The 25,215-nt window shown below is 65.2% G+C and carries 25 protein-coding genes; 8 read left to right on the forward strand and 17 right to left on the reverse strand.

The window, feature by feature from the left end:
• Positions 1-2: 2 nt before the first annotated feature.
• The 9 genes from AC1DMA_RS13870 to AC1DMA_RS13910 all read right to left on the reverse strand — a co-directional run bounded on the left by AC1DMA_RS13870 (position 3) and on the right by AC1DMA_RS13910 (position 9,146).
• Positions 3-734 (reverse strand): ABC transporter ATP-binding protein, encoded by a 732-nt coding sequence (locus tag AC1DMA_RS13870; RefSeq protein WP_478144549.1) that lies wholly within the window; start codon positions 732-734, stop codon positions 3-5.
• Entirely contained in the window at positions 721-1,458 is a 738-nt protein-coding gene (locus tag AC1DMA_RS13875) for an ABC transporter ATP-binding protein (RefSeq protein ID WP_478144550.1), read from the reverse strand. Before AC1DMA_RS13875 ends, AC1DMA_RS13870 begins: the two co-directional genes overlap by 14 nt.
• On the reverse strand, positions 1,455-2,498 hold the full coding sequence (locus tag AC1DMA_RS13880) for a branched-chain amino acid ABC transporter permease (protein ID WP_478144551.1): 1,044 nt from the start codon (positions 2,496-2,498) through the stop codon (positions 1,455-1,457). The genes AC1DMA_RS13875 and AC1DMA_RS13880 overlap by 4 nt, the downstream gene beginning before the upstream one ends.
• On the reverse strand, positions 2,495-3,364 hold the full coding sequence (locus tag AC1DMA_RS13885) for a branched-chain amino acid ABC transporter permease (protein ID WP_478144552.1): 870 nt from the start codon (positions 3,362-3,364) through the stop codon (positions 2,495-2,497). The genes AC1DMA_RS13880 and AC1DMA_RS13885 overlap by 4 nt, the downstream gene beginning before the upstream one ends.
• A gap of 16 nt (positions 3,365-3,380) precedes the next feature.
• Positions 3,381-4,604: an ABC transporter substrate-binding protein gene (locus AC1DMA_RS13890; RefSeq protein WP_478144553.1), complete on the reverse strand. Its 1,224-nt coding sequence runs from the start codon at positions 4,602-4,604 to the stop codon at positions 3,381-3,383.
• 77 nt (positions 4,605-4,681) lie between these two features.
• A complete protein-coding gene (locus AC1DMA_RS13895; RefSeq protein ID WP_478144554.1) occupies positions 4,682-5,449 on the reverse strand; it encodes a CoxG family protein in 768 nt (255 codons plus the stop codon).
• Positions 5,439-5,942: a (2Fe-2S)-binding protein gene (locus AC1DMA_RS13900; RefSeq protein WP_478144555.1), complete on the reverse strand. Its 504-nt coding sequence runs from the start codon at positions 5,940-5,942 to the stop codon at positions 5,439-5,441. The genes AC1DMA_RS13895 and AC1DMA_RS13900 overlap by 11 nt, the downstream gene beginning before the upstream one ends.
• Positions 5,939-6,832 (reverse strand): FAD binding domain-containing protein, encoded by an 894-nt coding sequence (locus tag AC1DMA_RS13905; RefSeq protein ID WP_478144556.1) that lies wholly within the window; start codon positions 6,830-6,832, stop codon positions 5,939-5,941. Before AC1DMA_RS13905 ends, AC1DMA_RS13900 begins: the two co-directional genes overlap by 4 nt.
• A complete protein-coding gene (locus tag AC1DMA_RS13910; protein WP_478144557.1) occupies positions 6,825-9,146 on the reverse strand; it encodes a xanthine dehydrogenase family protein molybdopterin-binding subunit in 2,322 nt (773 codons plus the stop codon). The genes AC1DMA_RS13905 and AC1DMA_RS13910 overlap by 8 nt, the downstream gene beginning before the upstream one ends.
• Positions 9,147-9,363: 217 nt before the next feature.
• Here AC1DMA_RS13910 and AC1DMA_RS13915 point away from each other — a divergent pair, with 217 nt between their 5' ends.
• Complete coding sequence (locus AC1DMA_RS13915; RefSeq protein WP_478144558.1) at positions 9,364-9,957, forward strand: MarR family winged helix-turn-helix transcriptional regulator; 594 nt, start codon at positions 9,364-9,366, stop codon at positions 9,955-9,957.
• A gap of 121 nt (positions 9,958-10,078) precedes the next feature.
• Here AC1DMA_RS13915 and AC1DMA_RS13920 read toward each other — a convergent pair whose 3' ends face one another.
• Together AC1DMA_RS13920 and AC1DMA_RS13925 are read right to left on the reverse strand one after the other, a co-directional pair.
• Entirely contained in the window at positions 10,079-10,846 is a 768-nt protein-coding gene (locus AC1DMA_RS13920; RefSeq protein ID WP_478144559.1) for a class II aldolase/adducin family protein, read from the reverse strand.
• Between the two features lie 62 nt (positions 10,847-10,908).
• Positions 10,909-11,502: an HD domain-containing protein gene (locus AC1DMA_RS13925; RefSeq protein WP_478144560.1), complete on the reverse strand. Its 594-nt coding sequence runs from the start codon at positions 11,500-11,502 to the stop codon at positions 10,909-10,911.
• Between the two features lie 144 nt (positions 11,503-11,646).
• On the opposite strand from AC1DMA_RS13925, the gene AC1DMA_RS13930 reads away from it, so the two are divergent.
• Complete coding sequence (locus AC1DMA_RS13930) at positions 11,647-12,369, forward strand: Crp/Fnr family transcriptional regulator (RefSeq protein ID WP_478144561.1); 723 nt, start codon at positions 11,647-11,649, stop codon at positions 12,367-12,369.
• 21 nt (positions 12,370-12,390) lie between these two features.
• On the opposite strand, the gene AC1DMA_RS13935 is transcribed toward AC1DMA_RS13930, so the two are convergent.
• Positions 12,391-13,572, reverse strand: a complete 1,182-nt coding sequence (locus AC1DMA_RS13935; RefSeq protein ID WP_478123585.1) for an ABC transporter substrate-binding protein — start codon at positions 13,570-13,572, stop codon at positions 12,391-12,393.
• 238 nt (positions 13,573-13,810) lie between these two features.
• Between AC1DMA_RS13935 and AC1DMA_RS13940 the strand changes: the two genes are divergently transcribed.
• Entirely contained in the window at positions 13,811-14,236 is a 426-nt protein-coding gene (locus AC1DMA_RS13940; RefSeq protein ID WP_478144562.1) for a hypothetical protein, read from the forward strand.
• Positions 14,237-14,246: 10 nt separating this feature from the next.
• Here the strand turns inward: AC1DMA_RS13940 and trmB are convergent, their stop codons facing one another.
• From trmB to AC1DMA_RS13960, 4 genes are all read right to left on the reverse strand, one after another.
• Positions 14,247-14,993 (reverse strand): tRNA (guanosine(46)-N7)-methyltransferase TrmB, encoded by a 747-nt coding sequence (trmB, locus tag AC1DMA_RS13945; RefSeq protein ID WP_478144563.1) that lies wholly within the window; start codon positions 14,991-14,993, stop codon positions 14,247-14,249.
• The gene (gene gluQRS, locus AC1DMA_RS13950; protein ID WP_478144564.1) at positions 14,990-15,904 is read right to left on the reverse strand and encodes a tRNA glutamyl-Q(34) synthetase GluQRS; all 915 of its coding nucleotides are present in this window, start codon (positions 15,902-15,904) and stop codon (positions 14,990-14,992) included. Before gluQRS ends, trmB begins: the two co-directional genes overlap by 4 nt.
• Positions 15,905-15,920: 16 nt before the next feature.
• Positions 15,921-16,988, reverse strand: coding sequence for an NAD(P)/FAD-dependent oxidoreductase (locus tag AC1DMA_RS13955; RefSeq protein WP_478144565.1), 1,068 nt, complete (start codon positions 16,986-16,988; stop codon positions 15,921-15,923).
• Positions 16,989-17,057: 69 nt separating this feature from the next.
• Positions 17,058-18,011, reverse strand: coding sequence for a LysR family transcriptional regulator (locus AC1DMA_RS13960; protein ID WP_478123580.1), 954 nt, complete (start codon positions 18,009-18,011; stop codon positions 17,058-17,060).
• 143 nt (positions 18,012-18,154) lie between these two features.
• On the opposite strand from AC1DMA_RS13960, the gene AC1DMA_RS13965 reads away from it, so the two are divergent.
• Genes AC1DMA_RS13965 through AC1DMA_RS13980 form a run of 4 tightly spaced genes read left to right on the forward strand, consistent with a single transcriptional unit; the run spans position 18,155 to position 20,865 of the window.
• Entirely contained in the window at positions 18,155-18,856 is a 702-nt protein-coding gene (locus AC1DMA_RS13965; RefSeq protein WP_478144566.1) for a pirin family protein, read from the forward strand.
• A gap of 59 nt (positions 18,857-18,915) precedes the next feature.
• Positions 18,916-19,356, forward strand: coding sequence for a DoxX family protein (locus tag AC1DMA_RS13970; RefSeq protein WP_478123578.1), 441 nt, complete (start codon positions 18,916-18,918; stop codon positions 19,354-19,356).
• Positions 19,357-19,370: 14 nt separating this feature from the next.
• The gene (locus AC1DMA_RS13975) at positions 19,371-19,922 is read left to right on the forward strand and encodes a flavodoxin family protein (protein ID WP_478123577.1); all 552 of its coding nucleotides are present in this window, start codon (positions 19,371-19,373) and stop codon (positions 19,920-19,922) included.
• Positions 19,923-19,950: 28 nt separating this feature from the next.
• Entirely contained in the window at positions 19,951-20,865 is a 915-nt protein-coding gene (locus tag AC1DMA_RS13980) for a pirin family protein (protein ID WP_478144567.1), read from the forward strand.
• 6 nt (positions 20,866-20,871) lie between these two features.
• Here AC1DMA_RS13980 and AC1DMA_RS13985 read toward each other — a convergent pair whose 3' ends face one another.
• Positions 20,872-21,657: a sulfurtransferase gene (locus AC1DMA_RS13985; RefSeq protein ID WP_478144568.1), complete on the reverse strand. Its 786-nt coding sequence runs from the start codon at positions 21,655-21,657 to the stop codon at positions 20,872-20,874.
• A gap of 42 nt (positions 21,658-21,699) precedes the next feature.
• Here AC1DMA_RS13985 and dnaE point away from each other — a divergent pair, with 42 nt between their 5' ends.
• The gene (gene dnaE, locus AC1DMA_RS13990) at positions 21,700-25,200 is read left to right on the forward strand and encodes a DNA polymerase III subunit alpha (protein WP_478144569.1); all 3,501 of its coding nucleotides are present in this window, start codon (positions 21,700-21,702) and stop codon (positions 25,198-25,200) included.
• Positions 25,201-25,215 lie beyond the last annotated feature (15 nt).

Raw genomic sequence — 25,215 nt, forward strand, 5'->3', positions numbered from 1 at the left:
GCCTAGACACCGAGATAGGCACGGCGCACTCGATCGTCTTCGAGCAGTTCCGCGCCCGTCCCTTCGAGCGTCATCGATCCGTTTTCGAGGACGTACGCCCGCTGGCAGAGTTCGAGCGATTCGACGACGTTCTGCTCGACCAGCACCACGCTCAGGCCGCTTTGGTGCAGCGATGCGACGACATCGAACATCTGCCCCGTGAGCGCCGGTGACAGTCCGAGCGAGGGCTCGTCGAACATGATCAGCGAGGGGTTTGCCATCAATGCGCGGCCGATCGCGAGCATCTGCTGCTCGCCGCCGGACAGCGTCCCCGCACTCTGAGTGCGACGTTCGGCGAGCTTCGGAAAGCTGGCGTAGACACGCTCGAAATTGCGGGCCTTGTCCGCGCGCGCACGATTCAGCACGGCGCCGAGCCGGAGGTTCTCTTCGACCGAGAGGCTGGGGAAGATCTGCCGTCCTTCAGGCACCTGCGCAATGCCCAGCTCGCAAACCGCCGGGCTCGACGAGCCGGCGATCTCCCGTCCATTGAATCGGATGCTGCCCGAGCGCACCGGCGTCATGCCGGCAATGGCGCGGATCAACGTCGTCTTGCCCGCGCCGTTGGCGCCGACGATGGAGACGATCTCGCCCGGCAGGATATGGAAGCTGACGCCGCTGAGCGCCTGGGCCTCGCCATAGAAGGCTTGCAGGTCGGTGACTTCGAGCAGGGGTGCGGGACTGCTAGTGGTGCTCACGCTGAGCCTTTCGTCCGAGATAGCTTTCGATGACACGCGGGTCCTGCGTGACTTCGTCGGGTTTGCCTTGCGTGACCAGCTCGCCGTGATGCAGCACCACGACATGGCTCGCCACCGACATGAGGATGCGCATGACGTGTTCGACCAGCATGATCGTGAGCCCGCCTGCGTTGAGTTCGCGCAGCACGTCGATGATGGCGTTGGCTTCGCTGGGGCGCAGCCCCGCCATCACTTCGTCGAGCAGCAGCAGCTTGGGCTGGGTCGCCAGCGCCTTGGCGAGTTCGAGCATCTTGCGATCAGGCAGCGTGAGGTGAACCGCCAGCACGTCGAGCTTGTGGCCGAGCCCGACGCGCCGCAGTGTCTGTGCGGCGACTTCGCGCGCTTCGTGCAAGGTCGGCGCGTGCAGCAGCGCGCCCACGGTGGCGTTCTCCAGCACGGTCATCTCCAGCAGCGGGCGCACGACCTGAAAGGTGCGCGCCACGCCGCGTTTGCAGACCTGCTCCGGCACGAGGCCGGTGAGGGCCTGGCCTTCGAACAGGACCGAACCCGCAGTGGGAGCCTGTGCGCCCGCAATCATGCTGAAGCAGGTCGTCTTGCCGGCACCGTTCGGGCCGATGAGGCCGACGATGGAGCCGGCCTGGACATCGAAGCTGACGTCGTTGACTGCAGTCAGCCCCGTGAAGCGCTTGGTGAGGCCGCGCACGCTCAGGAGGGCGTCGCTCATTGAGTGGCCTCCGCGGCTGCGGCAGGCGCCGCCGGCGCTGCCGAAATCTTGGCGCTCTGTGCATCGCGCCCGCTCAGGCGCCGCACCAGCGATGCGATGGCCGGCGACATGCCGTTGGGAAGAAGCCCGATGACCACCAGCACCAGCACGCCGTAGATCAGCGTGTTGAAGCCGAAGATGTTCATGGTCTGCGCCAACTGGTTCGAGAACTCGGTGACCGGGATCACGAACATCGCTCCAAGGATCGGACCCAGCAAAGTGCCGAGGCCGCCGAGGATCGGCGCGACGATCATCTCGATCGAGAAGTGCATGCCCATGATCGTTTCCGGGAACAGGCTGCCGTTGAAGAGGGCATAGAAGGAACCCCCGACGCTGGTCATTGCCGCGCTGATCATCACCGCGACGATCTTCAGGCGAAGCGCCGGCACGCCGATGGCACGCGCGGCATCCTCGTCTTCGCGGATAGCACGCCAGAGGTAACCCAGTCGCGAGCGCGTCAGGGCGGTACACAGCGCCAGCGCGAGAGCGCACAGTGCCAGGAACGCGAAGTAGTAGAAGGTCGTGCCGCCGCGCAGCGTCAGCAGCGGATGGCCATCGCCCACGGTCTTCAAAAAGTACCCGCCGTTGCCGCCGACGAAGCTCCAGTTCTCGAACACCATCCGGCCCATTTCCGCAAAGGCGATCGTCAGCAGCGTGAAGTAGATGCCACGCACCGCGAACCTGAAGCCGAGCCAGGCGACGATGGCGCCGGCTGCCGCGCTCAGCACGATGCCCACTGCAATGCCCAGCCACGGCGATACGCCGAAGGTGCCGATGGCGACGGCTGCCGAATATGCGCCAATGCCCGCGTAGAGCGCATGGCCGAGTGATAGCTGGCCGACGAAGCCCATCATGAGATTCCATGCCTGTCCGAAGAATGCGCACATCAGCACGAGGGTCAGGAGCGACAGGTGCGAGTCGCCCACCACCAGCGGCAGCAGCGCGAGCGCGACAAAGCACAGCGCCACGGGCAGCAATGCGCGAAGGTGCCAGCGATTCATCGACGCCTCCCGCCGAAAAGGCCTTCAGGACGGACGAGCAGCATGACGATCAGCAGTCCATAGGAGATCATGGATTTCATGGCCGGGTTGATGAGCAATGCGGCCAGGCTTTCCGACACGCCGATGAGAATGCCGCCGACCAGCGCCCCGACCAGGCTACCGAGGCCGCCGATGATCACGGTGATGAAGGCCACCATCGTGAAGCCCTGTGCCAACGTGGGTTGCACGTCGAAGATGGGCGCCACGAGCGCGCCGGCTGCACCGGCGCAGGCGAGCCCGATGCCCGCGGTGACCGCATAGACATGCTTGACCCGAAGACCGATCGCCTGCGCGCCGACCTGGTTGTCGGCGGCAGCGCGGATCGATGCGCCCGTGAGCGAGAAGCGCAGGTAGGCCAGCAGCAGCGCGATCAGCAACAGCGCCGCGGCGCCGCCCTGCAGCCGCACCATGTCCAGCCGCAGCGCACCCAGCTTGACCACCTCGAAGTTGGCCGGCGAGCTGATGCTGCGTGTATCCGGTCCGAAGACCATCAGGTGAATGCCCGTGATGACGAACGCCAGCCCGATGAAAAGGATGAACTGCACATGGTGCGGCCTGCGGATGAAGCGGTTCACGAACGTCGCCTGGAGCAGGTAGCCCAGCCCGAACATTGCCACTGCCGCGATGGGCATCGCGACCCACGGCGGCAGCGCGAAGGCAGTCCAGAGCGCATACCCGACGTACATGCCGATGACCACCATCTCGCCGTGCGCGAAATTCACGATCTTCATCACGCCGAACATGATGGTCAGCCCCAGCGCGACGAGCGCGTAGATGAGGCCGATGAGCACGCCGCCGGCCACGACGTTTGCATAGAGGTCGAACATGGGGCTTGCCGCAGGATCAGCGCTGGTCGAAAGGCCGCATCGGGAAGTTCGGCGCTGCGACGGCGATCTCCTTCGGGCCGACGACGATCGGCGCGCCATCGCGGTTCTGCAGCATCACGACGCCGATGTTCGGGTTCTGCCCCTTTTCGTTGAAAACGATCGGGCCGCCGAACATCACGTGATCGGTGATGTTCGTCGTCTTGAGTGCCGCATGCAGGGCGGCCGGCTCCGAGGACTTCGCGCGCTTGACTGCATCGGCGACGATCTCGACCGCCTCGAAGGAGAAGCCCACGTTGAGTTCGAAGCGCTGGCCCTTCTCGGTGCGCTCGTAGCGCTCGACCAGCGCCTTGGCGCGCGGGTTCTTCGGGTTGTACCAGGGGACGCAGATCATGTAGTCGTCGCCGTACTTGCCCACTGCATCCGTGAAGGCGCGCTCATAGGGGCCGGCGCTGCCCGGGCCGATGATCGCCATCGGATTGAAGCTCTGCTTGACGGCTTCGCGCACGATCATGATGGCGTCGTTCACGCGAGTGAGCGGCAGCAGCAGGTCCGCGCCGGTTGCCTTCGCCTTGGCGACTTCGACGGACAGGTCCTTGGCTTTGACGTCGTAGCCGATCTTGGCGACGATCTGGATCGGCACGTTCTGCTTTTCCCACAGCGCGGAGACGCCGGCCAGCGCGGCCTGGCCGTAGGTGTCGTTCACATAGAGCAGCACGGCTGTCTTCGGCGGCTTGGCCGAGGAAGCAGCGAGTTCCTTGATGCGCACCACCGCGTTTTCGATCAGCGAAGTCACCGGCGTGAAGTTGCGAAAGACCTGCGTGAAACCCTGCTCGGTGATCTGCGGCGCTGATCCGATGTTGATCACCAGCGGCACCTTTGCGGCTTCGGCGGCCTGAGCGGCGGAGATCGTCGCGCCGGTGTCCCATGCGCCGATGAGCACCGAGCAGCCGGCACGGATCAGCTTTTCAGCCGCGACCCGGCCGTTCTCCGGCTTGGATTCGGTGTCGGCGAACATTAGTTCGAGCTCCGGTCCGCCTTGCTCCTTGTTGATGAGCGCGCCGAACTCGATCCCCTTGCGCGCAGCCTGGCCTGAGGACGCATAGACACCGCTGGTCGGGAGCAGTACGCCGACCTTCGTGGGGGTCGCGGCGCGTGCCGAAAGAATGGGCAGCGCGCCCGCGGCGGCCGTGGCGGCCGTCAACTGGACGAGTTTTCTGCGGGTGAAGAGGGGAGCAGTCATTGGGGCTTTCCTGGGGCTGGGGGGCGGAGGTTGAGGGGGAGAGGGAAGGGGCGTTGCGGCAGTGACTTGTCGTCGTGTCACTTGAGGAGGTCGCGCAGCCAGGCCTGGCACTGGTCTGCACCTTCGAGGGGCCAGTCGACGCTGATCGTCCTGTCGGGCTGGCGCACCTCGATGCGGATGAAGCGGCCGGGGCCCGCGAGGGGGGCCGAACGATTTGGTTTGTTGCCAGTCAGGCGTGACCACCATGTCGATTCGTTGCGGGGCTGTGATTCGGCTGCTGCTACTGGCTCGCTGGCGAAACCGGGAGCCGGCTTTGCGGCCGGCGTGACGGCTGCCGGTGCTGGTGTTGCAACCGATGCTGCTGTGGGTGCCTTTGCCACTACAGGCGCCGGCGAAACCCCGCCGTCGATTCGCGCGGCGAGATTGGCGCCGAACTCTTCCCACATGCGGTCGGCCTTGGTCTTCATCACGCTCAGGCCGAACGTGCCCAGACGGCCGAGCACGTCGACCTGCACCTTGATGCGCAACTCCGTGCCGCCCTCGGCCGTCGGTGTCAGGAATATCTCGCTCTGCTGCTTCAGCGAACTCGCGACCGATGCGTCTTCGCCAGTGCCCTCGGCGCGCAGATAGGTCGGCGCGCGCTGTTCGACGATGGTGGTGCGCAGCTTGAACTTGGCGTTGATGAACGCGATCTTCACGTGCATCAGCGCCACGTATTCGACGTCGCTCACCACATCGATGGACTTCATGCCCGGCACGCAGCCGCCCATGACTTGCGGATCGAGCAGCAGCGCCCATACGTGCTGCGGCGATGCCGCGACGGTCAGTGTCTTTTCAATTTCCACGCATCTTCTCCGCGGCGGTCAGGATGGATTCGACGATCTGCGTGTAGCCCGTGCAGCGACAGAGATTGCCGTTGAGGCCATGCCGCACTTCGTCGGCAGTTGGGTCGGGGTTGTTCTTCAGCATGGCGCACGAGGTCATGAGAAAGCCCGGTGTGCAGTAGCCGCACTGCAGGCCGCCGCATTGCATGAAGCTCTCCTGCAGCGGGTGCAATGGCGCGTCCTTGCCGTTCCCTCCGATGCCTCCGGTGCCTCCGAGGCCTTCGACCGTGCTGATCTCACGCCCCCGGACCTGCACCGCCAGCATCAGGCAGGACTTGACGACTTCGCCATCGACCAGAACGGAGCAGGCACCGCAGATACCGGTCTCGCAACCGCGCTTGGTGCCGGTCAGGTGCAGATCGTCGCGCAGAAAGTCAGAGAGCAGCCGGCGTGCGGGAACGTCGACGCTGCAGGCCTCGCCATTGACGGTGCATTCGATGCGGTGCTGGCTCATTGCATGGCCCCTTCATGAAGATCGATGCCGAAGAGCTCGGCGACGGTGCGGCGCGCGACGACCCGCACCATGTCGCGGCGGAATTCCGCCGAGCCGCGCGCGTCGGACACGGGTTCGATGTCGCTGGCCACGATGTCCGCGACTTCGGCCGCGACTTCGGCCGCGATGTCGGACGTGACCGTGCGGCCTTCCAGGAAAGCCTCCGCGCGACGCAACCGCGTCGGGATGGGCGTCGATGCACCCACGGCGATTCGCGCTTCGCGGCACAGAGCACCATCGCGCTGCGCTACGAAGGCGACGCTGGCAAGCGGCCGATGCTCGGCTGCCGTGCGAAGGAAGCGCGAGTACACGCCGGAGCTGTCCGCCACGAGCGGCGGCACACGAATTTCGACGACCATTTCGTCGGGCTCCAGTGCGGTCACGTAATAGTCGACAAGGAATTCCTCGATGCTGAGAACGCGCTCGCCGCGCGCGCTGCCCAGCACCACCTTGGCGTCGAGCGCCATCAGGCAGCCGGGCGGATCGGTCGAAGGATCGGCATAGCAGAGGTTGCCGCCGATGGTTCCCTGGTTGCGCACCTGCGGATTCGCGACGCGCGACGCCATGCTCGCGAGCATCGGAAAGTGCGCGCGCACGAGGGCCGAGTTGGCGACATCCGTGTGCCGCGAGAGGGCGCCGATGCGCAGGCCGTTCCGCTCATCGAAGGCGATGCCGCGGAGCTGCTCGATGCCGGCGAGCGAGACCAGGTGCGTAGGCGTCAGCATGCGCTGGCGCATGCCGAGCATCAGCGCGGTGCCGCCCGCAATCGCGCGGCAGTCGTCGCCGAGGTCGGCGAGCATGCGGCTGGCCTCATCGACGGAGGCCGGTTCGAGGTAATCGAAATCACGCATGGCTGATTTCCTCCCTTGGGGTTTGTGCGCGCAGTGCGGCCAGGATCTTCTGGGGGGTGATGGGCAGATCGGTGATACGCACGCCGACAGCGTCGAAGACAGCGTTCGCAATGGCCGGTGCGCCGGGGAGGATGGCGGTCTCGCTCGCACCCTTGGCGCCGTAGGGCCCGTTCGGGTCGTTCGATTCGACGAAGCCGCCTCGCAGCAGCGGCACCGCGTCGGCCGTCGCCATCGTGTAGTCGGCGAAGTTGCCGTTCATCAAGCGGCCGCCATCGAGCTGCATCTGTTCGTACAGCGTCCAGCCGATGGCCTGCGCCGTCGCTCCGTTGGTCTGGCCGTGGACGGCGATCGGGTTGAGCGCCTTGCCGCAGTCGTCGGCGACATAGCTGTCGACCACGGTGACCTGACCCGTCTCGGTGTCGACTTCGACTTCGACGGCTTGGGCAGCGAACGAATAGGCGGGGGCGATGTTGCCGTACACCTTGTCGTCGTGCATGACGGTCTTGGCGTCCCACGTGCCGCTGACCTGGATGCCTTCGCCGCCATGCGTCCAGACGTGGAGCTTGGCAAGTTCGGCAATGGTCGCGCGGCGCTCGGGTGCGTCCGCGACGAACACTGCGCCACCGGCGATCTTCAGTTGTTCAACGCGCACGACCCACTTCTTCGCCGCCAGCGCGAAGAGCTTGTCGCGCGCCATGCGAGCAGCGAGGATGGCCGCATTGCCCGCCGCAATGGTCACGCGCGAGGCGAGCGATCCGATGGCGATGGGCGATGTGTCGGTGTCCGGCGGCACCACGTACATATGGGCCAGCGGCAAATCCAGTTCGTGCGCGACCACCTGGCTCAACATGGTCATCGCGCCTTGGCCCATGTCGCACTCGCCGCTCATGATGAAGACGCGACCGTCCTCGTTGATCTTGACGATGACGGTCGAGCCGTCCCAGTTGCCGATGGTGCGGTTGCCGCTGACGTGCATCGCCGCCGCCATGCCGACGCCTCGGCGTCTCGGTCCGTTCGGTTTCGGTGCCGCACGCTTGGCTTCCCAACCAATCGCCTGCGTTGCCTGGTCGATGCACTCCACGAGCCCCGTGCTGCCGATGTGCCATCCATGCACGGACACTTCGCCCGCGCCGATGGCATTGCGCTTGTGAATGACCACCGGGTCGAGACCCAGCATGCCGGCCATGGTGTGGATGTGGCTGTTGAGCGCGAACTGCATCTGCGTGCCGCCGAACCCGCGGAAGGCTCCGTGCGGCGGGTTGTTGGTGTAGACCAGCCTGGCGTGCGAGCGCACGTTGGGGTTGCGATGCATGTTGTCGCTGCGCATGGCGCTCACGTGCATCACCTCGCCGGAGAGCCCGCTGTAAGCGCCGCATTCGGCGACGATGCGCACGTCCTTGGCCACGATCAGGCCGTCGCGGTCCATGCCGAGCTTGAGCGTGATGCGCTCCGGCACGCTCGAACAGGCCGCGAGGAAGTCTTCGAGCCGGTTGTTGACCACCCGCACCGGCTTGCCGGTCTTCACTGCCAGCAGCCCGGCGATGAGGTTGTTGGCGTCTTCCACCATCTTTCCGCCGAAGCCGCCGCCGGTGGTCGCCTGGATCACGCGGATGCTGGAGATCGGGCGCTCCAGCGCGGCGGCCAATCGAAGACGCGCCTGCGTGATCGATTGCGTGGAAGTCCACACCACGAGCCGTCCGTCAGGATCGATGCTGGCGACGGTGCCCATCGGCTCCAGGTAGCCGGGGTACTGCGCGTGCGTGTCGTAGGTGGCTTCGTGGGTCACATGCGCTGCCGCGAAGCCGGCTTCGATGTCGCCGCGCTCGAAGCGGATCTCGTGGGCGATGTTGTCGCGGCCCGGATGCACGCCGGGGGCTTCTTCGTCCATCGCCTCTTCGGGCGTGAGGATCGCGGGCATCTCTTCATATTCGACGCGGATCAAGTCCAGCGCATCGCGGGCGATCTCCTCGCTCGTTGCCGCGACTGCCGCCACTTCCTCTCCCGCAAAGCGCACGATGCCTTCGGCCAGGATGCGTCGCTCCTTGTGATGGACGCCCCACATCGCGCGTGGCGCGTCGGCGCCGGTCAGCACAGCCTTCACGCCCGGCAACGCAAGCGCTGGGGAGGCGTCGACCGAGACGATGCGCGCATGGGGGTAGGGACTTCGAAGCACCGCACCGTGCAGCATGCCGGCCAGCTTGATGTCGCCCGCGTACATCGCCCGGCCCAGCACCTTGGAGCGCGCCGTCACCTGCGGAATATCGGTTCCGAGTGTCGATGCGCCGGAAGCGGAAAGATCAGGAGGATTGCGCATGGTGAAGGTCCTCGGACGTGGCGGGCCTGCGCCTCGAACAGCGCAGATGGATTCATTAGTGAAACAGTGATTCGCTAATGAATGGAGATTGTCCGGGAACGAGTTGATGCATCAACTTGCGGCAAACGCCGATTGACGCAAGAAAATAAAATGGTAGGCAACTGAGATGCGATGGACCGCCGCCCGCCCGCCGCACTTGGACCACAATGCGCGCCACATGACAGACGAAAGCAAGACCATTTCCGCTCCCCCTGCCAATGGCCCGGCCGTTCCCGACGCGCAGCCCACCCCCTGGACCCACGTCGACGAAGCCGGCACCTCCCTCACGGTGGACGCCTTCATCACAACCATGATGAGTCAGGTGGGCAATGCCCTGAGGCGCACGATCACGCTGCCGTATGCCGATCAGTTCGGCTTGTCGGTATCCGAATGGCGCGTGCTGGCGCTCGTGGCGCACGCCGGCACGGTGGCCTTCAGCGACCTCGTCGTGCAGTCGACTTCGGACAAGGCGCTCGTCAGCCGCACCCTCAAGCTCCTGGAGGGCCGGGCCTTGGTTCAGCTGAGTTCAGAGGGAAACACGCCGCGCAAGAAAGTCTTCTGCGCGATCACCCCCGAGGGCAAGAAACTGCACGCAGAGGCCATCCCCCTCGCGCGCAAACGCCAAGCCGCCGCCCTCCGCGTGCTGACGCCGTCGGAGCGCGACGCCATGTACCGTGCCCTCATCAAGCTGCGCGATTACTGCCGCCAGGAAGAACAGGGAAAAGAACCCCCCGACCGCCGCAAAGACGACACCCCCGACACCGATATTTAGAGGAACAGGCCGCCGGCCAAAGTCGTGAGCCGCCACGGAACCGGCTCAGCCGGGCCGGCAGCGGCGCCCCCCTTAGAGGGGGGTAGGCGAAGCGACACGAAGTGCGCGCAGCCTGGGGGGGTTAGCTCCTGTATGTGTTATCAGTCCGATCCAGCTTCCGAATCAGCGAAGGCCAGACGAAGGCACCGCCCATTCCCCCTGTCTGCACCTTCATCGCGTGACCGACGCCTTCGACGATGCGCGGATCGACCTGCGTCAACTCACCGCCGCCGGACTGCGCGGCGATCTGGATCTGGCATGTGTTCTCGAAGGTGTACATGCTCAGGAATGCATCGGCGATGGTCTTGCCCACAGTCAGCAGACCGTGGTTGCGCAGCATGAGGAAGTTGGCGTCGCCCATGTCCGCCTGCAGGCGCGGCTTCTCGTCATCGCGGAAGGCCACGCCTTCGTAGTCGTGATAGGCCAGCGATGCCAGCACGAAGGTGGACTGCTGGCTGATCGGCAGCACGCCGTTCTTTTGCGCGCTCACGGCAATGCCGGCGCGTGTGTGGGTATGCAGCACGCACTGGATATCTTCACGCGCCGCATGCACGGCGCTGTGAATCACGAAGCCCGCCGGATTGACGGGGTAGGGCGAGTCGATCACCTTGTTGCAGCTCTGGTCGACCTTGACCAGGCTCGACGCAGTGATCTCGTCGAACATCAGCCCATACGGATTGATGAGGAAGTGGTGTTCCGGGCCCGGCACACGCGCGCTGATGTGCGTGAAGACGAGATCGCTCCAGCCGTACAGCGCAACCAGCCGATAGCAGGCGGCGAGGTCGACGCGCAGCTGCCATTCTTCGGCGCTGACGAGCTTCTGGACTTCGGAGGGGGAGGTGGCGTTCATGGTGAGTCTCCTGGCGGGATCGGTGAAGTTGTGGAAATGGGGTGCGGTGCCGGGCGATGCGCTCAGGCGGCGGTGGGCTCGGACTTCACTGCCGACTTGTAGATGCTCTGGCGCGGCTGCGCCATCACACGCCGCAGCATCGGCTCGAATTCGCTGATCGGCAAGGTCTCGGCCTTCGGGTCGAAAGCCGGGTTGTCATAGAGCTCGCAGAATTCGGCAGTGCGATCGAAATTCGGATGGCCGCGAAAGCTCTCGCGCATGTCGCGGTCCAGCCCGATGTGATGGAAAAAGTAGTGGCCCTGGAAGATCCCGTGGTGCTGCACCATCCAGTGGTTTTCATCGCTCACGAAAGGCTTGAGGATGGCGGCGGCAATGTCGGGATGATTCATCGTCCCGAGCGTGTCGCCGATGTCGTGCAACAGCGCGCACACCACGTATTCATCGTCGCGGCCGTCGCGCAGGGCGCGCGTGGCGGTTTGCAGCGAATGCGAATAGCGGTCGATCGGAAAGCCGCCGTAGTCGCCTTCGAGGATCTGCAGATGCTTGATCACGCGCCCAGGCAACCCGCCCGCGAACTCCATGAATTCGCCGCCGATCAATTGCCAGTCTTCCCGCGTGCTGTCTTGCATGCGGGTGAAATTCGCTCTTGCGTTCATCGTGTCGTCTCCAGTGGTGTGCAGCGTGTGTGAGGCACTGTAGACCTCGGCTTGCCGCCAAACTGTCGTAAATTTGACAGTCGAAGCCCCTGGTAAACCCCGTACGCCCGAACTCCTGACGTCCTGACGTCCTGAACTCTCCCCATGCCTTCGAAAGCCCGCCCGCGCGCCGCAGCCGGAAATCGCTCCGCCATCGAAGCCAACCCATGGTTCGCATCGATGCCTCGCGCGCAGCGAGACGCGCTGCTCGGCGCGGCCGAACTGATCCACCTCCGGCGCGGCGCGATGGTGATACGCCAGGGCGACCCGGTGCATGTCGCGGGCGCGGGCTTCTATGGGCTGGTGTCCGGCACGATCAAGATTTCGACACTGCGGCAAGACGGCCGCGAAGCCATTCTTGCGGTGCTCGAACCGGGCAACTGGTTCGGCGAAATCAGCTTGATCGACGGCTCCCCGCGCACCCACGATGCGACGGCGCTTTCTGCCATCGATCTGCTCGTGGTGCCTTATGAGACTTTCGCGCGGCTGATGCAGGGCGCCGTCTTTGCAGGCGCGATCGCCGCATTGCTCGCAAGCCGCGTGCGGGGGCTTTACGCGCTGATGGAAGACGCCACGTTACGCGGCCTGCGTGCGCGTGTGGCGCGGCGGTCGGTGGCGTTCGCGCACGGCGACGCCACGCAGTCGCCCATCGCGCGGCGGCATTTGACGCTGCCTCAGGAGGCTTTCGCGATGATGCTGGGCGTCACGCGGCAGACGCTGTCGAAAGAACTCAACGCCCTGGCGCGCGACGGCGTGATCGCGCTGGGCTACGGCCGCATCGAACTGCTCTCGCTCGACGAACTGCAAAGGCTCGCCGGCAGCGTCTGAGCGCCTGAGCGTTCCTCGGCATCAACGCAGGATGCGGCCTTCTTTCGTGATGCTCACGAGATCGATGTTGCGCGCCGTGTCGTGCAATGCCGGGCGCAGGTTGATGCGGAAGCCGCCGACGTCGTAGTCGGTCATGCCGGCCATCACGCGCTGCAAGGTCGCGGGCGTGAAGCCCTTGCCGGCGCGGCGAACTGCCTCGCCCGCGGCCTTCGCGGCGATGAACCCTTCAAGCCCTTCGTAGGACGGCGACTGGTCCGAGTTGTCGACCGCGTCCAGGTACTCCTTGACAATCGGGATGGCCGAGGGGCGCGGCGACGGCACGACCTGGGAAATCACGATGCCGCTCACGTCCTTGCCGAGCGCTGTGTAGAGCGGGTCGATGCCGACGATCGAGAAGGCCATGAAGGTGCCGAAGTAGGAGCTCTTTCGCAGCTTGCGAACCACGTTCGCGGTGGTGCCCGAAAGCGACACGAGAACGATGGCTTGCGGCGTCTGCTTCTGCACCGCCTGGAGTCCCGCGTCGAGGTTATCGCCGTTCGGGTGTACCAGCGCGCTCGCGACCAGCGGAGGAAGCTTGAGATCGGCCAAAGCCTGCTGCACGGCGGCCAACCCGGCACGGCCCATCGCGTCGTCATCGCCGATCAGCGCAATGCGCGACTGTCCGACCGCGCCGCATTGGCGCACGATCTTCACGGCCTCGTCGGCCATGCTCGGTCGAACGTGAAAGACGTTGGGGAAGCTCGATCCGCGCAGGTTGTCGGCGGCGGCAAAGGGCGCGAAAAGCACCGCGCCTTGCTGGGTCGCGACGGCGGCTGCGGCGTCGCTGCTGGCCGTCCCGACGAAGCCGAAGAGCATGTCGGCCTTTTCGGTGGAGAGCAGCGTTTTGGCATTCGCGGCGGCGCGCGTGGCGTCGTAGCCGTCGTCCAGCTGGAGCAACTTGATCTGCAATCCGCTTGCCGCGTTGTTGTCGTTGAACTGATTCGCGTAGAGCTTGGACCCCGCAGCGAATGCCAGTCCGATCTCGTTGGCGGCGCCCGTCAGCGGAACCGATTGCCCAAGGATCACGGTGCGTGGCGCCGTGGCAGGAGCGGGAGGGCGCTGGCCCGCCTGCTGCGCGTGGCTTGCGCCCGCGGCCCAGACGCCGGAACCGAGCCAAAGCGTGGCGCCGGCCTTGCCTATCCAACTCCTGCGCGTGAGTGCCATGTGAAACCCTTTGTTGTAAGCCCTCGAAAAATGTAGCAATGTGTCTGTCGCATCCAAAGGGATTACTTCACGGGAACTGCCTCCGTTCAGACACAGGACGCCCCTGCGCGCCGAAATGTCCATGAGAACCGTCCGATGCTGTTAACTTTTGTATCGCTCCTGTGGCTTTTTGCACAGGGGTAAACAAGGTCCCGCTGTCAAGATTCGCAGTGGACCGGAATGCATCCGGCAAGACGAAATGAAGCCAAAGCCAACTGCGAATTCAGCAAACCCAACGGATGTCGCCCTGCTCGAAAGCGCGCTTCTTGCCATCGAGAAAGTCCTTGCGCATGCCGACAGCAACTCGCAAGAAGCCCCGTACGAAGCTGACGGCTCGCAAGCCGCGGCCAACGTCTGCCTGAGCGCCGCCGCAGCGCTCGTCGATGTGAGCCGCACGCTGATCAACACGCGCCGCCGAAGCGTGTCGCAAGACAGCCAGCGCGAGTGGGAAGCGATGATCACCTACACCAAGATCGCCAGCCGATCAGCGCACCGCGCCGCGCTGATGATGGCGGCGCAGCAAAGCGCCCAGGCGGCGCACTATGCGGCATCTGCTGAACCTGGGGAACATGCCGAATCGGCAGACGGCGGGGAGCACTCGGCGTTCGCCGCATTGAGCGGCTGAAAGACTTCGCTCAGACGCGCTCGAACACCACGTCCCAAACGCCGTGGCCCAGCTTGAGGCCGCGGTTCTCGAACTTGGTCAGCGGGCGATAAACCGGCTTCGGCGCATAGGCCTGAGCCGTGTTGCGCAGGAGCGGCTCTTGGGAGAGCACTTCGAGCATCTGCTCGGCATAGGGTTGCCAATCGGTGGCGCAATGCAGATAGCCGCCGGGCGCCAGCCGATCCGCCAGCTTGCGGACAAACGGCGGTTGAATCAGCCGTCGCTTGTTGTGCCGCGTCTTGTGCCATGGGTCCGGAAAGAACACATGCACACCGGCAAGCGTCGCTGGAGGCAGCATGTGGTCGATCACGTCGACAGCATCGTGCGCGCAGATGCGAATGTTTTGCAGGCCGTGCTCGCCGATGCGCTTGAGCAGCGCGCCGACCCCGGGCTCGTGCACTTCGCAGCACAGGAAGTTCTTCTCGGGCATCAGGCCGGCGATGTGCGCGGTGGCCTCGCCCATGCCGAAGCCGATCTCGAGGATGGTCGGTGCCTTGCGGCCGAAAGCGGCTTCGAAATCCAGCGGCTCTGCCTTGTACGGCAGCAGGAACTGCGGGCCGAACTGCTCGTACGCGCGCGCCTGGCCTTCCGTCGTGCGGCCGCCCCGCTTGACGAAGCTTTTGAGGCGGCGGTGCAGCGGGTGCGCTTCGCCAGTGGGTTTGTCGCCAGCGTTGTCGTCGGGCGAGTCGGGGGGGAGGTCGATGGAGGGGCTGATCACGGCCGCGCATTGTAGAGATCGCGCCACTGCGGGATCCAGAGCGCGAGCGCGACGGCCGGGGACGAGGCTGCCGTCGCGCGCAGGCCGAGCACGCGTGCTGCCGCATCCAGAGCTGCCAACGCATCTGCGGGCGTGTCGGTCCGCAGAGGCGCCGCACCGTTCTGCTTGGAGAGCTTGTCGCCATCGGCACCGCGCACCAGCGGCGTGTGCAGATAGGTGGGCGTCGGCACGCCGAGTGCCCGCTGCAGCAGGATCTGGCGCGCCGTGTTGTCCGCAAGATCTTCGCCGCGCACGACGTCCGTCACGCCTTGGTCGGCATCGTCGACGACGACCGCGAGTTGATAGGCCCAGGGTCCGTCCGCTCGCTTGAGGACGAAGTCGCCTACTTCGCGCGTCACGTCCTGCTGCTGTATGCCGATGCGACGATCGCGCCAGCGCATGGGTTCGTGCGCGGGCGATCCCTCGAACTTGGCGGTCGCGAAGCGCCATGCGCGCGCCGGCTTTCCATGCAGGCCGCCGCGGCACGTGCCAGGGTAGACGCGCTCTGCATGGCGCGCATGCACGACGCCACGCCGCGCCAGCGCATCGTCGATGTCCTTGCGGGAGCAGCCGCACGGGTACACCAGGCCCGCTGCCTGCAACTGCTCGAACGCCCGTTGGTAAAGCGCCGTTCGCCGTGTCTGCCACACCGGAGGCTCGTCCGGCAGCAGGGCGCAGGCAGCCAGTTGCGACAGGATGACTTCGCCCACGCCCGGGAGACACCGCTCGGTGTCGGCGTCCTCGATGCGCACCAGCCAGCGCGCCTGCGGCCCGCGCGCTCGCACGTCGAGCCAGCTCGCGAGCGCGGCCACCAGTGAGCCGGCGTGCAAGGGTCCGGTGGGAGATGGGGCGAACCGGCCGATCCGGGTCATGACCTCGGCACGAGGATCAGGCCAGCTTCAGCGCCAGGGTGAGCCCCGACAGGAACGCATCTTCGACGCGATGGCCCGTGCACCAGTCGCCGGCCACGCCGATGCCGGCCTTGGCATCCCACAGGTGCGGCTTGCCCACTGGGACCTGGGTCTGTGCCTCGGGCCAGCAACGGGCTTGCGCATGCGAAGGCTCGGCGCGGATGCCAGTGATTTCGGCAAAGGCGCGAAGCAGCTTGGCTTCGACGCGCGAGGGTTCGTCTCGTAAATGCTCTTGCGACCACGCCGCGCTCGCCTGGACGGTCCAGCGCTCGATGCGGTCGCGGCCGGGCTTGGACGATTCGCGTGCCAGCCAGGCCACGCGATGGTGGTTGCTGCGCGCAGCATTCCACTGGGGGCCGAGGTGCGACAGCGTGGGCTGGTTGGCCTGCGGGAAAGCGATCATCAGCGTCCAGCACGGCGCGATGCGAACCGGGTCGATCTTCTGGCTCAGCTCGGAGGAGAGCCGGCCGTCGCTCAGCAACTCGCGAGCGCGGGCCGGCGGCACCGCCAGCAGCACCCCATCGAATCCGGAGTAAACGTGCTGCGAATCTTCGCTGCCCGAGGTCCGGAGCTGCCACCGCTTCGCGTCCAGCGCATCACGTTCGATGCGCGTGACCTGCGTCTGCGAGATGAGCGAGTCTCCCAGCGGCGCGGCCCAAGCGCTGGCGAGGGCGTCCATGCCGGGCTGCGCGACCCAGTGCTTTTCCATGCCGGGGAGGGCGGCTTCGGCGACGCGGCCGTGCGGATCGAGCACGCGCACGAGGTTGGCGCTCCAGGGCTTGCAGATCTTGGGCGCGGTCTCCAGAGCAAGCGCGAAGCGGGGGTCGCGCACGGTGAAGTACTGCGCGCCGCTGTCGAAGCGGCCGAAGGGCGTCGACACGCTCGCCATGCGGCCCCCAGCCCCTGCTTCTCGTTCGAAGACGGTGACGCGGTGGCCCGCCTGCAGCAGCGTGCGGGCGCACGCCACGCCGGCAATGCCCGCGCCGACGATGGCGAAGTGGCGCGGTGTGGGTCGGTGGCGGTCGGCAATGGGTCGGATGGTCATGACAGTCTCATTGATGTGTGGCAGGCAAGGCACTCTAACCGGGTTGGCGGCCTCATCAGCGGGGGCCCTTCATTTGCTGCGATGGCGCTCGAGGAGCGCGACCCGGCTGCCTTCGTGTTCGAACTGTTCGAGCCACCATTGCAGCGCACGCCCGGGCTTGCCGGCAGTGCGGACGCGCCAGGCGCAATGCATGGTGGCAAGCGGCGGGACGCGCTCGGTCTTTCGTTCGACCAGATGCCCGGCTTCGATGTAAGGCCGGGCCATCGGCTCGGGCAGAAAGCCTCCGCCCAACCCATGCAACTGGGCTGCCAGTTTGGCTTGCATGGTCGGCACGGTCAGCACGTCCTGCCCTCCGACCAGGTTGACTGTCATGCTCGGCCCGGCGCGCGACGAATCCGCAGCGGCCACGGCGCGGTGCTGGCGCAGCACCTCATCGCTCAAGGGCACTTCGATGCGCGCCAACGGATGGTGCGGAGCCACCGCATAGACGAAAGGCAGCTCGCCCAACGGCCGACTGCGAATGCCCGTCGCCGTGAACGCGAGGCTCGCCGCATCGAGCACGGCCCCCACGGCGAGATCCGCTTCCCCGCTCGTCAGCGCTTCGATCGTGCCCAACAGCGTTTCGTCCCGCAGCTTCAGCCGCGTGGGCGGCTCGAGTGCATAGAAGGCGCCGACGAGATCGAGCAGCGGATCACGCGCGATGACGCTGTCGACCGCAATCGTGAGCATCGGCTCCCAGCCTGTCGCGACCCGCTTGACGCGGTTGGCGACGGCATCGATCTCGCCGAGCAGGCGGGTGCCTTCGCGCAGCAACTCGACGCCGGCTTCAGTCACGCGGGCCTGGCGGGCGCTGCGGTCGAAAAGCAGCACATCGAGCGCGTCTTCGATCAGGCGCACCCGGTAGCTCAACGCGCTCGGAACCAGGTTGAGGGACCGCGCCGCTGCGGCGAAGCTCCCGGTGCTCGCCACCGTCTGCAGCATGGACAGCGCGTCGGGGGTCAGGACGTCACGGGCGGTAGGCATTGATGGCCGATCGATCAAAAAAATTGAATGATGCCATCAAACGCCATTGCTTTTGACGGCCATCGCGAGCCCTAAAGTTCTTCACATCCGCTGCGCACAGGGCGCGGCATGAAGAAGGCCCTTCAAGGGCAGGAGTCAAGCAAATGTTGCAAGTCCGTAAATCCCAGGAACGCGGTTATGCCGACCATGGCTGGCTGCGCTCCTTTCACAGTTTTTCGTTCGCCGGCTATTACGATCCCGAGCACATGGGCTTCGGCAACCTGCGCGTGATCAACGAAGACCGCGTGGCGGCCGGCGCCGGGTTCGGCACCCATGGTCACAAGGACATGGAAATCATCAGCTACGTGCTTTCAGGCGAGCTCGCACACAAGGACAGCATGGGGAACGTCGAGTCCATCCCGCCGGGCGATGTCCAGCGCATGAGCGCCGGACGCGGTGTGATGCACAGCGAGTTCAACCACAAGGCCGACGAGACGACGCACTTCCTGCAGATCTGGATCGAGCCGAACGTGCGCGGCATTGAACCGGGCTATGAGCAGAAGACCTTCACGGAAGCGGAAAAGCGCGGCAAGCTGCGCCTGGTCGCTTCGCCGGATGGCGCGGAAGGTTCGGTGCTCGTGCATGCCGATGCGCGGCTGTTCGCAGGCTTGCTCGATGGCGAAGAAAAAGCAGGCCTGGTGCTCGACCCGAAGCGCAAGAGCTACGTGCACCTGGTGCGCGGCGAACTCGAAGCCAACGGCACGAAACTGACCACCGGCGATGCCGCTCTCATCCAGGGCGAATCGCAACTCACGCTCAGCGCTGGCAAGGACGCCGAAGTGCTGGTGTTCGATCTCGCAGCCTGAGCCGGCGAGTTTTCAGTCTCTCGATTTATCTTTCAGTTTTTCAACAGAGGAGTCTTCCGATGAATACCACCACCGCATCCACCTACGCCGCTCCGGCCTCCACGGCCGCCGCGCAAGACACGCTGGCGCTGATCGGCCGCGTGCTGATGGCGCTGCTTTTCATTCCGGCCGGCTTCGGCAAGCTCACTGGCTTTGCAGGCGCCGCCGGCTACATCGCTTCGGCCGGATTGCCGTTGCCGCAACTGGGCGCGGCAATTGCGATCGTGGTTGAACTTGGCTTGGGCATCATGCTGCTGGTCGGCTTCAAGTCTCGGCTTGCGGCGATCGTGATTGCTGTGTTCACCGTCGCGGCCGCGATCTTCTTTCACAACTACTGGGCCATGCCTGCCGAGAAGGCTTACGTGAACCAGCTGATGTTCTTCAAGAACCTCTCGATTGCCGGTGGCCTGCTGCTCATCGCCGCCTTCGGCCCGGGCCGTTTCAGCATCGACAAGCGCTGATCGGAGCTGCCCTGATGCCCGATATCGTCGTTGTCTTCCATTCGGGCTACGGCCACACGCAGCGCGTCGCGCAAGCGGTGGCCGACGGCGCTGGCGCGCACCTGCTCGCCATCGATGCCGACGGCAATCTCCCGGCCCAGGGCTGGGAAATGCTGGCCGCGGCGGACGCGATCATCATGGGATCGCCGACCTACATGGGCGGCGTCAGCTGGCAGTTCAAGAAGTTCGCGGATGCGTCGTCCAAGGTCTGGTACGTCCAGGGCTGGAAGGACAAGCTCTTCGCGGGCTTTACCAACAGCGGCACCATGAACGGCGACAAGGACGCCACGCTGACCTACCTGTGGCACCTTGCCATGCAACATGGCGGCTTGTGGGTCAGCCTCGGCATCATGCCCAGCAGCGACAAAGCCGCCAAGCGCGATTCGATCAACTATGTCGGCGGTTACAACGGCTTGCTGACGACTTCGCCCACCGACGCAAGCCCGGCTGAAATGGCGCGCGGCGATCTCGAAACCGCGATCAAGTTTGGCGAACGCGTGGCGGAAGTGGCAACATCACGCCGCTGAACAACCGCCCGAACCTGGAGAACTTTCGATGACCGCCACGCTGCTGCTGCAACCCCATGACAAGGATTTGGGCGGGGGCTTCAAGGTCCGGCGCCTGTTGCCGGCGGCAAAGCAACGGTCGGTCGGGCCTTTTGTGTTCTTCGATCATTTCGGTCCCGCGACCGAAGTGCCGGGTTCCGAGCACGATGTGCGGCCGCATCCGCATATCGGGCTGTCGACCGTCACCTATCTCTTCGAGGGCGCGATGATGCATCGCGACAGCCTCGGCAGCGTCCAGGAGATTCGCCCCGGCGCGATCAACTGGATGACGGCGGGGCGGGGCATCGTCCACTCCGAACGCAAGCCCGAGCGACTGCTCGGATCGACCTACGAAAACCACGGCCTGCAACTGTGGGCCGCGTTGCCGCAGGCCCACGAAGAAGTCGAGCCAAGCTTTGCGCACACGGCGGCGGAAGACATTCCTTCGCTCCATGTGCAAGGGGTGAAGGTCCGTGTGCTGGTGGGTGAGGCGTTCGGCGCACGTTCGCCCGTTGCGACTTTGTCGAAGACCATCTATCTCGATCTGGCATTGCCTGCTGGGGCGCGCTTCGAGTTGCCCGCTCTCGCGCCTGAACTTGCGATCTACCCGGTCGACGGCGACGTCTCCATCGATGGCGAAGTGGTCGAGCAACACACCATGGCCAAGTTGGCTGAAGGCGAAGGCGCCGTGCTGACGACGCAGGGTGCCGTCCGCGTGATGGTTATCGGCGGCGAGCCACTCGACGGGCCGCGCTTCATCACCTGGAACTTCGTGTCGAGCCGGCGCGAGCGCATTCTCGAAGCGGGCGCGGACTGGGCGGCTCAACGCATGGGCCACGTACCGGGCGAGACTGAATTCATTCCGCTGCCCGGCCATCCGTTCCAGGTGCAGGCGCCGCCGGATACCGGCACGACGCCGGTCTGATAGGCCTCAGCGCTTGTTTGCGATGTCCGGGTCTTCAGCGGCTCGGGCGCTGGCGCCGCTTGCGCGCGCCTTCAGATCCGGCGGCAACGATTCACGGCCATCGAAGACGAAGCACTCGCCCTGGTAGTGCGCGCCGCCCACCTGCTCGAAATACTTGAGGATGCCGCCTTCCAGCTGCAGCACATCGGCGACGCCGACTTCCCGCATCAGGATCGCCGCCTTCTCGCAGCGAATGCCGCCGGTGCAGAAGCTGACCACGGTCTTGCCCGCGAGCCCTTCGCGGTGCTTCTGCAAGGCCTTCGGAAATTCGGTGAACTTGTGAATGCGCCAGTCGATGGCGCCTTCGAAGCTGCCGTAGTCGACCTCGAAGGCATTGCGCGTATCGAGCAGCGCGACCGGCTTGCCCGCATCGTCGTGCCCCTGGTCGAGCCATCGCTTGAGCGTCGGCGCGTCCACCCCCGGCGCGCGACCGGCGGCGGGCTGGATGGCAGGGTGGTCCATGCGGATGATTTCGCGCTTGAGCTTGACCAGCATTCGGCGAAAAGGCTGGCTGGCGGACCAGCTTTCCTTGGCCTCCAGATCGGCAAAGCGCGAATCGGCTCGCATCGACGCCAAAAATTCGTGCACCGAATCCGGCGCGCCCGCGAGAAAAAGGTTGATCCCTTCGGGCGCGATCAGGATCGTGCCCTTGAGCCCGAGCGCGTGGGTGCTCGTCCGGAGTTCTTCACGCAGTTCTGCGGCGTCGTCAATCGGTACGAACTTGTAGGCCGCGATATTCAAAATCTCTTGCACGGGGCGGGATTGTAGGGAGGTAGCGCTTTCTACAATGCACGGATGTTCGTTCACCTGCGCCTGCACACCGAGTTTTCCGTCGTCGACGGCACCAACCGCATCGACGAAGTCGTCAAGGCCGCCGCCAAGGATGGCCAGCCTGCACTGGCGATCACCGACCTCAATAATCTGTTCGGCGGGGTCAAGTTCTACAAGGAAGCGCGCGGCAAGGGCATCAAGCCCGTGCTGGGCGCCGAGGTTTTCGTCGAAGGTTTCGGCGCCGATCCTGGCGCGCTCACACGCATCGTCCTGCTGGTGCAAAACAAGCAGGGCTACCTCAATCTCTCCGAACTGCTCGCGCGGGCCTGGACGCAGAACGTCGGTCGCGGGCAAGCGCAGGCCGCCTGCAAGCTGGCGTGGCTGGAGGAACTGCAGGGCGGTTTGATCGCGCTTTCAGGCGCGTTGGCCGGGCCGCTCGGTGCGCCGCTGCTGCAGGGCAAGGCCGAGCGCGCGGCCGAGGTCGCGCTGCAACTGGCCGGCTTGTTTCCGCATCGCTTCTACATCGAGCTTCAGCGCGCCGGTCGGCCCGAAGACGAGCCGCACGTGGTGGCCGCAGTGCAACTGGCCGCGCGGCTCAAGCTGCCGGTGGTCGCGACGCATCCGGTGCAGTTCGCGACGGCCGACGACTACGAGGCGCATGAGGCGCGCGTCTGCATTTCCGAAGGCGAGATCCTGGGAAATCCGCGCCGGGTGCGCAAGTTCACGCGCGAGCAGTATTTCAAGTCGTCGGCGGAGATGGAGAAGCTCTTCGCCGACGTGCCGAGCGCCATTGCCAATACGGTCGAGATCGCCAAGCGCTGCAACCTGACGCTCGTGCTCGGCAAGCCGCAACTGCCGAATTTCCCGACGCCGAACGGCATGCCGATCGAGGAATACTTTCGGGTCGCTTCGTTCGAAGGCCTGGAAGAGCGGCTCGCGCATTTGTACCCCGATGCCGGCAAGCGCGATGCCGAGCGGCCGCGCTATGTGGAGCGCCTCGAATTCGAGATCAACACCATCCTGAAGATGGGGTTCCCGGGCTACTTCCTGATCGTGGGCGACTTCATCAACTGGGCCAAGAACAACGGCTGCCCGGTCGGACCGGGCCGCGGTTCGGGTGCCGGCTCACTGGTCGCCTACGCGCTGAAGATCACCGACCTCGATCCGCTCGAATACAAGCTGCTGTTCGAACGTTTCCTGAATCCCGAGCGCGTCTCGATGCCTGACTTCGACATCGACTTCTGCCAGGGCAATCGCGACCGGGTCATCGACTACGTCAAGGACAAATACGGCCGCGACGCCGTGAGCCAGATCGCCACGTTCGGAACCATGGCCGCCCGCGCCGCGATTCGCGACGTGGGCCGCGTGCTCGACATGAGCTACATGTTCTGCGACGGCATCAGCAAGCTCATCCCGAACAAGCCGGGCATGTCGGTCACGCTGCAATACCCGCCGAGCCCGAAGGTGGAGGGCGACAAGAACAACTACGCCATCGAGATGGAGCCGCAACTCGCCGCTCGCATCGAGAAGGAAGAAGAAGTCCGCACGCTGGTCGAGTTGGCGCAGAAGCTCGAAGGCATGACCCGCAACATCGGCATGCACGCAGGCGGCGTGCTGATCGCGCCGGGCAAGCTCACCGACTTTTGCCCGCTGTACCAGCAGCCCGGCAGCGATTCGGCCGTGAGCCAATATGACAAGGACGACGTCGAGGCTGTCGGCCTCGTGAAGTTCGACTTTCTGGGGTTGGCGACGCTCACGATCCTGGAGATTGCGAAGGAATTCATCGTCAGGCGCCACAAGGGCCAGGAAAACTTCGCCTACGAGAACATCCGGCTGGACGATGCGCACACCTACAAGCTGTTCGCGGACGGTTTGACCGAGGCCGTGTTCCAGTTCGAATCGCGCGGCATGCAGGGCATGCTGAAGGATGCGCGACCGACGCGTCTTGAAGACCTGATCGCGCTGAACGCGCTGTACCGTCCGGGCCCGATGGACCTGATCCCGAGCTTCGTCGCGCGCAAGCACGGGCGCGAGCCGGTCGAATATCCGCATCCGCTGGTGGCGGACATGCTCTCCGAGACCTACGGGATCATGGTCTACCAGGAACAGGTGATGCAGACCGCGCAGATCCTCGGCGGCTACTCGCTTGGCGGCGCGGACTTGCTTCGCCGCGCCATGGGCAAGAAGAAGGCCGAGGAAATGGCCGAGCACCGCGAGATCTTCCGCAAGGGTGCCGCCAAGAATGGCATCGACCAGAAGAAGGCCGACGAAATCTTCGACTTGATGGAGAAGTTCGCGGGGTATGGCTTCAACAAGTCGCACGCGGCCGCCTACTCGCTGCTGGCCTATCACACGGGTTGGCTCAAGGTGCACTACACCGCCGAGTTCTTCTGCGCCAACATGACTGTCGAAATGGACAACACCGACAAGCTCAAGGTGTTGTTCGAGGACGCGCAGAAGAATTTCGGCATGACCTTCGAGCCGCCGGACGTGAACCGCGGCAACTACCGCTTCGAACCGGTCAACGACAAGGTGATCCGCTATGGGCTCGGTGCCGTCAAGGGCACGGGCCAACTGGCGGTCGAGTCGGTCGTCAGGGCGCGTGAAGAAGGCGGGCCGTTCAAGAGCCTCTTCGACTTCTGCGTTCGCGTGGACCGGCAACGCATCAACAAGCGCACGGTCGAGGCGCTGATCAAGGCCGGCGCCTTCGATTCATTGCAGCAGAACCGCGCTTCGCTGATTGCTTCGCTCGACCGCGCCTTCGAGTTTTCCGCTGCGACCGAGGCCAATTCGGCGCAGGTGGACATCTTCGGAGACAGCGAGCACGGCTCGGCAACGCAAGAGCCCGATCTGATCGACGCCACGCCGTGGGGCGTGAAGGAGCGGCTGACCTACGAGAAGACGGCAATCGGCTTCTACTTGTCGGGGCATCTTTTCGATGAGGTCGCGCATGAAGTGCGGCGCTTCTGCAAGCGGCAGATCGACGACCTCATCGACAGCCGCGAGCAGCAGGTGATCGCGGGCATCGTGAGCGACTTCCGCGTGATCAACGGCCAGCGCGGCCGGCTGGCGATCTTCAAGCTGGACGACAAGTCGGGCTCGATCGAAGCAACGGCCGACGAGGCACTCTGCAACAACAACCGCAACGTTCTCAAGGAAGACGAGCTGGTCATCGTGAGCGGGCGCCTTCAGCCCGGCCGCGGTGGCTTCGAGGCGCGCTTCCAGGTCATGCAGGTGTGGGACTTGGCGGCGGCGCGCTGCCGCTTCGGAAAATATCTGCGCGTGGCAGTCAATGGCAAGGCGCCGGACATCGCGCGGCTGGTACGGGAGTTTCCGCCGCGCACCGAGCAGAGCGAGCACGGGGAACTGCAGCAAGGGCTGGGGGTTCGGCTGTCGATGGCGCGCGGCGGCGCGCAGGTCGAACTGCAATTGGGCGAGCGCGCGAAGTTCTTTCCGACCGACGCGGCGCTTGCGAGCTGGATGGCGCAGGCCGAGGCCGGCAAGGCGGCCGTCGTGTACGAATAAGAGACCAGTTCGGGA

This window comes from Variovorax sp. 05N34, assembly GCF_056397405.1.

Coding starts and splice junctions, on each gene's coding strand:
- AC1DMA_RS13875 (WP_478144550.1), bottom strand. CDS start 1,458: ATGAGCGACGCCCTCCTGAGCGTGCGCGGCCTCACCAAGCGCTTCACG.
- AC1DMA_RS13880 (WP_478144551.1), bottom strand. CDS start 2,498: ATGAATCGCTGGCACCTTCGCGCATTGCTGCCCGTGGCGCTGTGCTTT.
- AC1DMA_RS13885 (WP_478144552.1), bottom strand. CDS start 3,364: ATGTTCGACCTCTATGCAAACGTCGTGGCCGGCGGCGTGCTCATCGGC.
- AC1DMA_RS13890 (WP_478144553.1), bottom strand. CDS start 4,604: ATGACTGCTCCCCTCTTCACCCGCAGAAAACTCGTCCAGTTGACGGCC.
- AC1DMA_RS13900 (WP_478144555.1), bottom strand. CDS start 5,942: ATGAGCCAGCACCGCATCGAATGCACCGTCAATGGCGAGGCCTGCAGC.
- AC1DMA_RS13905 (WP_478144556.1), bottom strand. CDS start 6,832: ATGCGTGATTTCGATTACCTCGAACCGGCCTCCGTCGATGAGGCCAGC.
- AC1DMA_RS13910 (WP_478144557.1), bottom strand. CDS start 9,146: ATGCGCAATCCTCCTGATCTTTCCGCTTCCGGCGCATCGACACTCGGA.
- AC1DMA_RS13915 (WP_478144558.1), top strand. CDS start 9,364: ATGACAGACGAAAGCAAGACCATTTCCGCTCCCCCTGCCAATGGCCCG.
- AC1DMA_RS13920 (WP_478144559.1), bottom strand. CDS start 10,846: ATGAACGCCACCTCCCCCTCCGAAGTCCAGAAGCTCGTCAGCGCCGAA.
- AC1DMA_RS13925 (WP_478144560.1), bottom strand. CDS start 11,502: ATGAACGCAAGAGCGAATTTCACCCGCATGCAAGACAGCACGCGGGAA.
- AC1DMA_RS13930 (WP_478144561.1), top strand. CDS start 11,647: ATGCCTTCGAAAGCCCGCCCGCGCGCCGCAGCCGGAAATCGCTCCGCC.
- AC1DMA_RS13935 (WP_478123585.1), bottom strand. CDS start 13,572: ATGGCACTCACGCGCAGGAGTTGGATAGGCAAGGCCGGCGCCACGCTT.
- AC1DMA_RS13940 (WP_478144562.1), top strand. CDS start 13,811: ATGAAGCCAAAGCCAACTGCGAATTCAGCAAACCCAACGGATGTCGCC.
- gluQRS (WP_478144564.1), bottom strand. CDS start 15,904: ATGACCCGGATCGGCCGGTTCGCCCCATCTCCCACCGGACCCTTGCAC.
- AC1DMA_RS13955 (WP_478144565.1), bottom strand. CDS start 16,988: ATGACCATCCGACCCATTGCCGACCGCCACCGACCCACACCGCGCCAC.
- AC1DMA_RS13960 (WP_478123580.1), bottom strand. CDS start 18,011: ATGCCTACCGCCCGTGACGTCCTGACCCCCGACGCGCTGTCCATGCTG.
- AC1DMA_RS13965 (WP_478144566.1), top strand. CDS start 18,155: ATGTTGCAAGTCCGTAAATCCCAGGAACGCGGTTATGCCGACCATGGC.
- AC1DMA_RS13970 (WP_478123578.1), top strand. CDS start 18,916: ATGAATACCACCACCGCATCCACCTACGCCGCTCCGGCCTCCACGGCC.
- AC1DMA_RS13975 (WP_478123577.1), top strand. CDS start 19,371: ATGCCCGATATCGTCGTTGTCTTCCATTCGGGCTACGGCCACACGCAG.
- AC1DMA_RS13980 (WP_478144567.1), top strand. CDS start 19,951: ATGACCGCCACGCTGCTGCTGCAACCCCATGACAAGGATTTGGGCGGG.
- dnaE (WP_478144569.1), top strand. CDS start 21,700: ATGTTCGTTCACCTGCGCCTGCACACCGAGTTTTCCGTCGTCGACGGC.